Below are 12,207 nucleotides of genomic sequence, written 5' to 3' on the forward strand. Positions count from 1 at the left end.
ACATTTAATTGTGATTGATTTTTACTTAACGATTTTGCTGTATTGAAACGGACCAGCTGTCCACCTTTGCAACTTATCTGGAATTACCAGACAATATTAAAGCCATTCACCGCAAAGGGAATAAAACTGCGGCGATAACGATTGGTATATGTGCAAATTTGTCTCATGAACAGCTCAAAAGTAGAAATAATTCAATTGGAAAATGCCTGACTAAGGATAATTTTTCTGATAGAACTCTTTGTATGCATCAAGTTCTTTGCTGTTGAGTAGGGTAGAAAAATTCACTTGATTGATTAGATAGCCTTCATAATCAGTAGCCATAGTGCCAATTATACTGCCTGCTGTGGATGATTTATAAGTGGCAACCCATTGTTTTCCTTCATCTAACTGAAGGAATGTTTTCACCACCAACAACTGATACTTATCACCCAAAGCCGTATTGATGACAGTGTAGCGTTTTGATCTGAAATACTCGTTGTTGAAGTTGGCTAATTTAATTTTGCTTGCCTCAGTTCCGCCGGCTTCAGTTGGTATTACTACAATAAAAAAGTACTCACCATCTGAAGTGTATTTATACAAACTGGTGTCTTTATCAGGATCAACAATAGCACCACCTGCGTATATTTTATCTAAATAAATTTTTGCCTGTTTTCCCTCCTCGCTTTCAGGCGCAAGGTTATATAATTCTTGTAACGGACTGGCAATAGCCTCAACGTTACCCGGACTTGTTTTACTTATTGCAAAAGCCTTCAGCAAATAATATTTGTACAAATATTTGTTTTGTCTGTCATAGGTGATTACTTCATTACAGCGCGCTATTACTGCACCGTAATAGCGCATTTTATAATCACTCAATACCTGAGAATAATCGTTCAGTTCTTTTTTGTTTTCTTCTTCTTTTTTACGCAAATAATCAGGATCGTTTACCACTTTGGCAATTTCAGAATCAGGGTATCTTGTCAATATCATCTGTTTGTACTTATCTGCCTCTGATGACCCTTGTTTAATATAGATAAGATATAATTGATACATCGCTTCAAGCACTCTTGGGTGTTCAATGCCACGATCAATAACTTGGTTGAAATAATAAATAGCATCTGTTTCCTCTTTTAGTTGCTCTTTATAAATTACACCCAACATGTACAGAGAATTCATCAAGCGATTATCCGAAGAATCTTTTGCACCTTGTGTAAGCGGAATATCTTTCATTAAATCAGCCACCGTGAGTGAATCTTTTTTACCTCCGCCTGATGTGTTTGTTGCACTGGTATCTTCGTCAAATGATACACTGTTTTTATCACTTCGTCTCCAATTGTCTTCCAACGGACGCGTACCCCACTGTGCTCTGAAATCATTGAACCCGCTGCCACGTACTTTAGAATTATAGAAATACCACTTTGACCCATCACCTGCATCATTGGTTTGACTGTTTACTTTTGTTTGGGTTGCTAATAATCTTTCTTGTTCTTGTTGCTTGCGCAATTTTTCTGCTTCAAGTAAATCTTTTAAGGTTTGCTCCAGAAATTTTTCTCTGCTAACGGGATCCATGTCAGCAATGCGTTGCACGCTGTCCTCAAACATTACTGTTTCATAGTGAAAAACCAAATCTTCTAAGCCATCAGCTTTGCTTTTTATCGCAGGATAATCTTCATATTCTTCAGGCATTACTTTAACACAACTGTCATAATATTTTTGTGCTTTGATATAATCTTGTTCATTAAAATGCAGATCAGCCAGCCGCAGATAACTGATGCCTTTTTGACGATCATTTTTAACTGACCAGTATACTGAACTTGAATAATTTGTTTTAGCTGATGGAACATCACCATCCTTCATGTCTAATTCGGCCAAGGCATAATAAATCTGATCTTTGTACTCTGCATTCTTTTCATCGCGCAGCATTTTATGAAGTTCCTTGCGGATATCTTCTCCACCAGATGTTGCAGCCAGCGCACGATTAATTTTTGCTTGGAATTGCATTTCATAAGGCGCTGATGAGTGTGCCACTTTGTTATAATAATTTACGGCCATTACACCATCACCCATGCGTTGATATAATTGTGCCAACACAAACATATAACGGGCTTTTAGTTTTCTGTTATGACATGTTTCAATGGCTAATTCAAGATTTTCAATGGCGGGTTTATACTGTTCTTGTTGAATATATAAATCAGCCATGGTTGCATAGTAGTCTGACTCTAGTCTTTTTGGAAAAATAGCGGGTTCTTTGATGCCTTTTTTCTTATTTTTCTTTTTAGCGCTGCGATTTTTTTTCCTGTCACTGAGTTTTTCACCAAGTTTTCTGTCACGCAATTCCTCTGCATTTTTCATGGAAATTTCTACCTGGGTAAGTATGCGTTTTGCTTCAGGATAGTTGCCCAATGCAATATAAGTGCGCGCCAGCCAAATTTGCGCTTCATACACTGACTCTTCACCTTGATATACTTTCTGAACGTATTCAAATTTTTGTGCAGCTAATAAATATTCTCTTTTATAAAAATGTGCTTGAGCAATTACCAACCAGTTGTCATCAATCCATCGGCAGTATTCTTCATTTTGTTTTTTCTTGCCTTGCATGGGCATGCTGTGGCGCAGAATTACCTTCTCACATTTTTCAATGGCTTTGTCCATTTGAGGGTAAAGTGCCGGAGCATCTTTTTCTGATGGATATACAATGAGCGGAATAATGTCATAATACGCATCAGTGTACCCGCTGCGGTAAGAGAGCAAAGTTTCATCAATAATAACACCTGCATTGTAGTAACCGTTGAAGCGTGCGGTCATGTTATGGAAACCGCGGTTAATGGCAACATTTTTTCAGTTGAACATGATCCAAGCACAACCAATAGGATGATTGCAATATAATTGGATATGTCTTTTAGTACTTTCATTTAGCTGCCGCCGATTTGTATTAACTGCAAAACGCCAAAATTATTTTAAATTATTCAATCAACACGTCCTTTAGCACTTGAATTAAATTTTCAGGTTGTTCAATAAACCCCATGTGCCCGCAGTTTGCTAAAGTAAATACACTTGGTTTAATACGCAGTTTTTCAAGTTCTTGATCTAACAGACTAACAGGTATTACCGGGTCATTATCTCCTTGAATCATGATCACCTCATTGTCGTTCATTTGATCATACGCCCCGTGGCGATCACGTAAACCCCGCGTTGCAGCAATGATTTCTGATACCGGTATTTTGTCTGCTCTTTCAATCAGTCTGTCAATATGCTCTCTTCTGAATTCTCGGTTTTGTGGTGCAAATAAATTGGGAATAGCCTCATTTAAAAACAGGCGCCGTGATTTTTCAACTACTTCACACACGCGGTCTCTGTCTTTTTTTTTCTCCTCAGAATCAGCCCAGAAATTAGAATGGAGTAGTATTAATTTTTTCAGCGGTGACATTTTCTTCAGCGCTAGTCCGACATAACCACCCATTGAATGACCAATGATGATGGGGTGATGGATTTTTTCACGGATGATCAGATCTTGTATCCCCCAGGCCATCTCTTGCATGCTGCATTTTTCTCCCTCAAATCGTGAATTACCATGACAAGGCAAATCAGGCATATAGCAGGTGAAACCGGCATTGACAAAGGTTGGGAAAACAGAATACCAGATGGTGTGATCTTCAAGAAAACCATGTAGAAATATCAGTGCGGGTCCGGTTCCGGATTGTTTGACGAACAAAGGTTTAGATGACATCTCTTATCCTTTGTTGGTCTTTTTCTTTTTTGAGGCATTCATCAATTCTTCAATATGATCAGCTTCAATAGGGATATTTCTCATCAGATTAAACGGACTGCCTTTCTTTTGAACAACCACGTTATCTTCTAATCTGATTCCCAAATTTTCTTCAGGAATATAAATTCCGGGCTCAACAGTAAATACCATGCCTGCCTTGAGAGGTTCAGTCCACAAGCCAACATCATGTGTGTCTAATCCCAGAAAATGGGAAGTGCCATGCATGAAATATTTTTTGAACGCCGGCCAAGCAGGATCTTGTTTTTTAATATCCGTTTTATCAATCAGTTTTAATCCTAACAATTCTTTTTCCATGAGTTTACCTACTTCAATATGATAGTCGGCGAGAATGGTACCTGGCACTAATAATTTGGTGGCATTATTTTTTACGCGCAGCACGGCGTTATACACATCTTTTTGTCTTTTAGTAAACTTACCATTCACCGGAACGCAGCGAGTCAGGTCAGATGCATAGTTGGCATATTCTGCAGCAAAGTCCATCAGAATTACATCTCCATCTTTACATTGTTTATTGTTTTCAATATAATGTAATACGCAGGCATTTTTACCTGATCCAAGAATGGGTGTGTATGCAAAACCTTTTGAGCGGTGGCGAATGAATTCATGAATAATCTCAGCTTCAATTTCGTATTCCCACACATTAGGTTTAATAAAATCAAGAATGCGTCTGAAGCCTTTTTCAGTAATATCACAGGCTTGTTGCATCAGATCTAATTCTTCTTTTTCTTTTATTGAGCGCAACCGATGCATGATAGGTGCACTTTTTTTGTAAGTGTGCGCAGGGTAATGTTTTTTCAGGCGGCGAATAAAACGATCTTCCCTTGTTTCAGTCTCAGAATATCGTCTTGTATGCTCGTTGGTATTAATATAGACACTCTCAGCTTGAGCCATTATCGTTTTTAAAACGGTTTCAAATTGCGAAAGCCAAAATACATTTTTAATTCCAGATGTTTGAAAAGCAGCTTCTTTAGTAAGTTTTTCACCTTCCCAAATCGCAATGGTCTCACTGGTTTCTCTTAAAAACAACATTTCACGATGTGCAGTATTAAAGGCATCAGGACAAATGACCAGAATGCTCTCTTCTTGATCAACGCCTGAGAGATAAAAAATATCACGGTGTTGATGGAATGGTAAGGTACTGTCAGCACTAACCGGATAAATATCATTAGAATTGAAAAAGGCAACAGAATTTGGCGCAAGGGCTTTGACAAACTTGGCGCGGTTTCTTACAAACAGATCTTTTGAGATAGAATGATACTTCATGTAACTGAATTTAATGATACTGGTACGGTGCAGTGTTTCTTATAAAATTCCAATATCGATTTAATATTAAATGTGATACACTGCAAACAGGCGTCTAAGTTACATTTTTGTATATTTTATCAGAGTGTTAAGGCAGATTAATTTTCTTTGATCAGATAAAATTCTAAGAAAACAAGTTAATAGGCTTGATAATTCAGGATAACTGACTACATTTGCACCCTCAAAAAAGCGTGATATAACATGTCAGCCGGAGTAAAAATATTTTCAGGTCGTGCCACTACCGAACTAGCTCAGAAGATTGCCGATGAGTATGGTCAATCATTGGGTAAGGTAGATGTGAGTGTTTTTAGTGATGGAGAATTTTCTCCTTCATTTGAAGAAACGGTGCGTGGTCAAGATGTTTTTCTGATCCAGTCAACTATGCCACCATCTGAAAATTTGATGGAATTGTTGCTGATGATTGATGCGGCAAAAAGAGCTTCAGCAAAATCCATTGTTGCTGTTATTCCATATTTTGGATTTGCAAGACAAGACCGCAAAGACAAACCGCGTGTTGCCATTGGTTCAAAATTGGTTGCATCCATGTTGGAGACAGCCGGTGTACACCGCATTATGACTATGGATTTGCACGCTGATCAAATTCAGGGATTTTTTGAAAGACCGGTTGATCATTTGTATGCATCGTCAATATTTATTCCCTACATCAAATCCATTGACACCGGAAATTTGGTGATGGCTGCTCCTGATGCAGGCGGAGCGAAAAGAGCAAACTCCTATTCTAAAAAATTCAATACAGGTCTCGCCATTTGCCACAAACAACGCAAGGTGGCGAATGAAGTTGCAGAAATGACTGTGATTGGAGATGTGAAAGGAAAAGATGTCATTCTGCTTGATGATATGGTTGATACAGCAGGAACCTTGACAAAAGCTGCTGATCTTTTTATACAAGAAGGTGCAACAACGGTCAGAGCATTCTGCACCCACGCTGTATTATCAGGCTCAGCTTATGAAAGAATTGAGCAATCACAATTAACTGAATTGGTAGTGACAGATTCAATTCCACTCAAAAAGCAAAGTAAAAAAATAAAAGTACTTTCAGTAGCACACCTCTATGCTGAAGTCATGCACGCACTAATAAAACAAGAATCAATCAGCGCGCATTTTTGATGATTCTTACTTTTCCCAAGCCGCAGGCGCAGAGAAAAGTTAGAAGCATCAAATCCCGACCGGAGCGAAGCGGAATGTCGGGATCGGTAACCAAACGAGGAACCAAAAAAAGCTTTTCCCAAGCCTCAGGCGCAGAGAAAAGTTAGAAGCATCAAATCCCGACTGGAGCGAAGCGGAATGTCGGGATCGGTAACCAAACGAGGAACCAAAAAAAGCTTTTCCCAAGCCGCAGGCGCAGAGAAAAGTTAGAAGCATCAAATCCCGACTGGAGCGAAGCGGAATGTCGGGATCGGTAACCAAACGAGGAACCAAAAAAAGCTTTTCCCAAGCCTCAGGCGCAGAGAAAAGTTAGAAGCATAAAAATTCAATCAATCGAGATTGAAAAAAGTTTAAAGTTGTATTATTAACCAGTCCGGCAGATAACCCGGACATAAAAACAAATAAAAATGAAAGAAGTATCGTTGAGCGGTTCGCTAAGAGCGGGCGTAGGGACTAAAGATGCTACAGCTGTAAGAAACAGCGGAAGAATTCCATGTGTAGTTTACGGAAGCGGGAATCAAACCCACTTCAGTGTTATGCAGTTGGATATGGAACGTCTTGTTTTTACTCCCCATGTATCTATTGTTAATTTGGATATCGAAGGAAAAAAATCAAAGGCAATTATTCAGGATATTCAATTTCACCCGGTGACAGACAAAATTCACCATGTGGATTTTTTGGAATTGAATGACAGTAAAAAAGTGAAAGTTGATGTGCCGGTAAAACTAACCGGACGTTCAGTAGGTGTTATGGCCGGTGGTAAATTACAACAAGTTTTCAGAAAAATGAAAGTGCATGCTTTACCAAAAGATTTACCAGATGCCATTACCATTGACATTACAAATATGAAAGTAGGCGATGCAGTTCGTGTGAAAGAATTAAACACCGATGCGGTTCAAATTTTAACTCCACAAAATGCGGTTGTTGTTTCCGTAAAACAAGCACGTGGTGTAGTTGAAGAGGCTCCTGCTGCAGGTGCTGCTGCTGCTCCAGCCGCTGCTGCTAAACCAGCTGCTGATAAAGCAAAAAAATAAATAGTATTCAAATCAAGTAAAAAGCCGGTAGAATTTTCTGCCGGCTTTTTTTTTGAATAATTAACGACAATTGAAGCAGACGATAATTGGTACCAACCTGATGAGCGTTGATTAGATGAATTGTTTCCCAATTTCACAAAGCGAAAAAGAAGGGTATTTAGAATTATTGCAATAATTCCCGTTGCAATATGGATATTACTTTCTATACTCATTCTGTCTATCATTAGAAAAATTAAGTCTACTTGTGCTAAAAATTGATTACACCTGCTTGCGTTCAGCATCAATTGCATATCTTTATATAAGCCGTCGCAATTTATTGTGGCTCGTTTCATCCAAACCCAAAAGAACTTAAAATGAAGCCATTCCTGAAATCAATTCCCTGGATACTTTTATACTCGCGGTTATTTATAAGTATGCTTTTTGCGTTTTTTGGAATAGTTGAGCAATTGTATTTCAATAACACGGTGCTATGTCTGGTGCTTTTCAGTTTTGGTTTTATCGGTGATATTTTTGATGGAATTATTGCGAGATATCTAAAAATGGATACAACAAAAATGAGAATGTTGGATAGTATATTTGATACCCTGTTTTGGTTATCTGCAAGCTATTTGTTATTTCTTACTAGTGGAGAAATGCAGCATGTTTTAATTGTTGGAATTGGAAGTGTTATTGGTTTGGTTTTTGTTGAATATGTAGTTTGTTTCTTGAGGTTTTCCAGAACTCCTTCTTCTCATAATTTCATATCTAAATTCTTTGGCTTATTCTTGTTCACTTTTTATTTTTTAGGATTTATGGGTATGTCACCTATAGTTTTTGGAATTGGGGTTTTTTGCTTTGGTTTTATTGCCCGCCTTGATTCTTTGATTATCTATCTAATTGTCAAAGAATGGACACATGATGTTCCCTCTTCATACCATGCGTATTTAATACGAAATGGCAAAAAATTCAAGCGCAATAAACTGTTTCATTCTGAGCATTCAGGGGTATAGATCCTGTTCTTTAAGTACTTGAAACGCATAGATGCAACGCAAATCCAAAACGAATTGATTAAATTCTGATGCCCACAATGCATACATCATCAATTTGTTCCAGATCTCCTTTCCATGTTTGAAAATATTTTGCCAATGTTTCTTTTATTTCGTGAAGTGGAAGATGGGCTGATTCAGTGAGAAGTTTTTGCAGACTTGAATACTTAAATTTTTTTCCTTTCTCTCCGCCGAACTGATCAGCGTAACCGTCAGTGAGCAGAATGATGAGATCATTTTTCTTCAGTTCAATTTCATGTGCTGTAAATGAAGTGGACATGTGTTCATGTTTGCCAACCGGCATCTTATCTGGTTTGTATTCAGTTAGCCCCCAAGACACCTCCTCTTCCCCTGTCCCTCTGCGAAGGAGTGGGGGGATGTTTGTGGTGGAATTTGAAGTAGCGCTGGCCTCTGATGGCTCAGAGCTGATTTTTCGTAATAACCAAAGTGGGTTGTTGGCCAATGAAAATTCCAGCTTGGTTTTTTCTTGGTTGAAAATTATTAGTGCTGCATCCATCCCGTCTTTTCCGCCATCTGCACTGCCGTCGTTGGCAAGTGTTTGTACTATTATTTCTCTGGTTTTATTAAGTAGTTCATTGGATTTTTCATAGCCAAAATTTACCGCTTCTTTCAAGCTATTCATGTTCATCATACTCATGATTGCGCCCGGTACGCCGTGACCGGTGCTGTCGGCGCACACAAAAATGAATTTTCCGTTTTGAGAAGTTGTCGCCCAGAAAAAATCTCCGCTTACTTTTTCTTTTGGATTAAAATAGACAAAGTGATCAGGCAGATATTGCTTGAGCATGGTTTCTGTTGCCATCAAAGATCTTTGCAGCCTTTCAGCATAATTGATGCTATCTGTAATTTCAGAATGTTTTTCATGCAGCACTGAATACATGACTGAAATTTTCTCTTCTGCTTCTTTGCGCTGTCGCACTACTAATTTGAATATCTGATTCCACCCCAGAAAAACTAAAATGAGAATGACAACACCCAAATATTGCAGAATATTTCCGCCCGGCCAATGCATTACTTTGAATAGATAACCAAGCAAATTTGTTGTCAACGCAAGTAAATCTCCAATGCATAGAAAAAGTAATTTCCAGTTCGCAGGTGTAAACTGCTGCCACTTTTCATATCTGTTTTTAACGAGAAGAGGCATGTAGCTGAAGCACATGAAAAGTGATGTGAGAATAAATAGAATTGAGCCGCCGGGTATTTTAAATTCCCTAAAGAAAACAAGTGCAACAACGAGTGTTAAACCAATGACCAACAATATCAGCGCTGTTTTTTTACGTCTGTCATAAGACCATTCGAAAAACAGGAATGACAAACCAAGGAACCCCAATGCAATTTCAATTAACATAATGATCATGCCGGCAAAATTGAATTCCTGTTTACTAAACCACACAATAGTGGGGGGTAAACTAATTGCCATGATGCAGATGAATATCCAGCCTGTTTTCTTCAACATGATGTAGAATTTAATCTAAGCTATTTATTTGTCAATTTGTTAGATTGTTGATACGAATATCAATATTAATCTTGTCAATTCTTTCAATTTCTAATTTAGTCTTGCCAGTGAATTATGCTGAACCCCCGCTTTTGTAATGAAAGAATTTCTGTACTATCAAGCTCAAATGCATAAGCAGCGGTAACATCAGTAAAATACATCAGTTCTATATAGTATGGAGTACCGGAAATGATATCACCCGCTTTGTATTTATTTTGGAAAGATGATACATCATTATAAAAATCAGTATCATTGGATGATAAGTCCTCAAAGGGCTTTATGCGCTCTGTTGAAAAACGAAAGGGTAAAGCAAACAAGGCAAACACCAAAATGGAAATCACTATTCTACCTTTTAATTGGTAGTCTTTTAATTTAAGCAGAAGGTAATCTGCGGCATAAGCAATGAGTATAAAGCAAGCCGGCGCACTCAGTAATAGGTAGGTGAACCTTTTTGTTTCACCGAATGAAAATATCAAGAGTGGAATGCATATCCAGGTCAATAGAATAGACAGCTTCAATTGATCTGTTTTCTTGTAAATCAAAAAGAATATCAGAGCGAGTACAAAATAAATCAGCTCACCATAGAGAATCAACATCTCTTGCAAATAATAATACCACGGGCCTGAATGGTTTTCTACAGCTGTGCTATATGCGCCAAGAAATTTATCTTTGATCAGCATAAATTCAGTCGGATAGTGTTGCGCAATATATAGAATCCAAAATCCGGCAACACTGAGAAATGTGCAGGTGATAATTAACGAGTGAGTAAAATAAAACCTGAATTTCATTTTTGGAAAATGGAAATAAAGCACGAGCAACCAAAGCGGAAAAATTATCCCGGCAGGATACCATTTTGAAAGAAAGGCTAAACCGGCAACAATTCCAACAAGCGCAGTGATTAGAATTTTGTTTTTTTTCTGATAAAGGTAAACAGCAATCCACACGGCAAGTTCAACATAAAATAGCAAAGCAATTTCAACATGATCTGAAGAAGTGCGACCGGCAATGAGTTCAACCAGCACTCCATGAATGGCATGAAGAAATGCTGCGTAATATGCGGTTCGTATGTTGAAGAATTTTTTTGCGATACTCCAAGTAAGCAATATGGCTAACATACCGTAAATAAATGACATGATACGAACTGCCCAAACCGTGTTGCCCAGTATTTTTATCCAGAGAGCCATACCCCATAAAGCGACCGGAGGTTTAGCCAGCCAGATATGATTACCAACCCAATTCTGTTGATCATAGGGTAACACAGGATGTTGATACAACGTTGGTTTTAATGGATCATCAATCAAATGTTTTGCTACTAAGGCATGATATTTTTCATCCCAATGATGCAGTTCGCCTTCACGAGCCAAGTACCATCTCAACCCGAATCCGATGAACAAGAGGCAAAGCAACGCCAATGTATTATTGTTTTTTTGCAATAACCGATATCCCGTATAAAACAAGAGTAAAACTGAGCTAATAATCGAAAGCCCTTTAAGCAAATCAACCCAGGATATCAACATGAAATTTTAGTAATGAGATAATTTTGTTTAAACGAATTTAGAGATAAATCGTCTATTACTTACTACCTACAATTTCTACCGACACTAAAACCGGTCGCAAGGGTTTTGAAAAACTATGAACTAACGTCACTTCCTCTCCTCAATCCTCTCCAAAGGAGAGGAAGACCAGAGCAAAAGGGTTTAGAAAAAGTGTGATGTAACGTCACTTCCTCTCTCCTTTGGAGAGAGGAAAGAGGAGAGAGGAGAAAAGCGTACAATCACACCACCCCAAACATATACCCTTCACTCTTCCAATATTTAATTAACACGGGCAACTCATATTTGAGATTTGAGAATGCTTTTTGAGAATCATGAAAAACAAAAATTGCTCCGGGTTTTGTTGCTGATTTTATTTTTGAAATCCGTGCAGATGAAGTCATGCTGTCATCAAAATCATACGTGAGGTGAGACCAAAACACTAAGCGATATCCCATTTGTGTGAGGGCTTCATACTGCCCCGGAGATATGCGCCCATAAGCCGGACGATAAAGCGTTGTTGGAATTATTTTAAAACCCGCTTCTGCGTTTTCAATATAATCTGCTTCTTTCGTTTTAAATCCATCCAAATGAAAATAGCCATGATTGCCAATAGCGTGTCCTGCATCACGCATTTTTTGTATGAGATCAGGATACAGCGATGCGTTTTTTCCAAGACAAAAAAAGCTGACTCTTATTTTATGCTGCGCTAAAAGATTCAACAGCCAGCAAGTCGTTTCAGATGTTGGTCCATCATCAAACGTGAGGTAGATTGTTTTGTCCGGTGATGAAAAAAAATCCCAAATGGCGTTTGGATAAAATCTCCTTAACCATTTGGGAATTTTGTAAATGCGCATACAGAAAT

General features: G+C 38.2%; 9 protein-coding genes. 3 read left to right on the forward strand and 6 right to left on the reverse strand.

What is annotated here, in order from left to right; all coding sequences use genetic code 11:
• Nucleotides 1-210: 210 nt before the first annotated feature.
• The 3 genes from IPH66_11820 to IPH66_11830 all read right to left on the reverse strand — a co-directional run bounded on the left by IPH66_11820 (nucleotide 211) and on the right by IPH66_11830 (nucleotide 5,029).
• Nucleotides 211-2,784 (reverse strand): tetratricopeptide repeat protein, encoded by a 2,574-nt coding sequence (locus IPH66_11820; GenBank protein ID MBK7130035.1) that lies wholly within the window; start codon nucleotides 2,782-2,784, stop codon nucleotides 211-213.
• A gap of 157 nt (nucleotides 2,785-2,941) precedes the next feature.
• Nucleotides 2,942-3,706, reverse strand: coding sequence for an alpha/beta hydrolase (locus IPH66_11825; protein MBK7130036.1), 765 nt, complete (start codon nucleotides 3,704-3,706; stop codon nucleotides 2,942-2,944).
• 3 nt (nucleotides 3,707-3,709) lie between these two features.
• Nucleotides 3,710-5,029: an aminopeptidase P N-terminal domain-containing protein gene (locus IPH66_11830; protein MBK7130037.1), complete on the reverse strand. Its 1,320-nt coding sequence runs from the start codon at nucleotides 5,027-5,029 to the stop codon at nucleotides 3,710-3,712.
• Between the two features lie 240 nt (nucleotides 5,030-5,269).
• Here IPH66_11830 and IPH66_11835 point away from each other — a divergent pair, with 240 nt between their 5' ends.
• From IPH66_11835 to IPH66_11845, 3 genes are all read left to right on the forward strand, one after another.
• Nucleotides 5,270-6,196: a ribose-phosphate pyrophosphokinase gene (locus tag IPH66_11835; protein ID MBK7130038.1), complete on the forward strand. Its 927-nt coding sequence runs from the start codon at nucleotides 5,270-5,272 to the stop codon at nucleotides 6,194-6,196.
• Nucleotides 6,197-6,642: 446 nt separating this feature from the next.
• Nucleotides 6,643-7,269 carry a 50S ribosomal protein L25/general stress protein Ctc gene (locus IPH66_11840; protein MBK7130039.1) on the forward strand — a complete coding sequence of 209 codons (627 nt, stop codon included), beginning with the start codon at nucleotides 6,643-6,645 and terminating at the stop codon, nucleotides 7,267-7,269.
• A 353-nt stretch (nucleotides 7,270-7,622) separates the two neighbouring features.
• Nucleotides 7,623-8,258 carry a CDP-alcohol phosphatidyltransferase family protein gene (locus IPH66_11845; protein MBK7130040.1) on the forward strand — a complete coding sequence of 212 codons (636 nt, stop codon included), beginning with the start codon at nucleotides 7,623-7,625 and terminating at the stop codon, nucleotides 8,256-8,258.
• Nucleotides 8,259-8,316: 58 nt separating this feature from the next.
• Here IPH66_11845 and IPH66_11850 read toward each other — a convergent pair whose 3' ends face one another.
• The 3 genes from IPH66_11850 to IPH66_11860 form a co-directional block, all read right to left on the reverse strand.
• On the reverse strand, nucleotides 8,317-9,771 hold the full coding sequence (locus IPH66_11850; protein ID MBK7130041.1) for a SpoIIE family protein phosphatase: 1,455 nt from the start codon (nucleotides 9,769-9,771) through the stop codon (nucleotides 8,317-8,319).
• Between the two features lie 95 nt (nucleotides 9,772-9,866).
• Entirely contained in the window at nucleotides 9,867-11,327 is a 1,461-nt protein-coding gene (locus IPH66_11855) for a glycosyltransferase family 39 protein (GenBank protein ID MBK7130042.1), read from the reverse strand.
• Nucleotides 11,328-11,584: 257 nt separating this feature from the next.
• On the reverse strand, nucleotides 11,585-12,199 hold the full coding sequence (locus IPH66_11860; GenBank protein MBK7130043.1) for a polysaccharide deacetylase family protein: 615 nt from the start codon (nucleotides 12,197-12,199) through the stop codon (nucleotides 11,585-11,587).
• Nucleotides 12,200-12,207: the final 8 nt, after the last annotated feature.

It is taken from the genome of Crocinitomicaceae bacterium, from assembly GCA_016708105.1.
In the GTDB taxonomy this organism is placed as follows: Bacteria; Bacteroidota; Bacteroidia; order Flavobacteriales_D; family Crocinitomicaceae; genus JADJGJ01.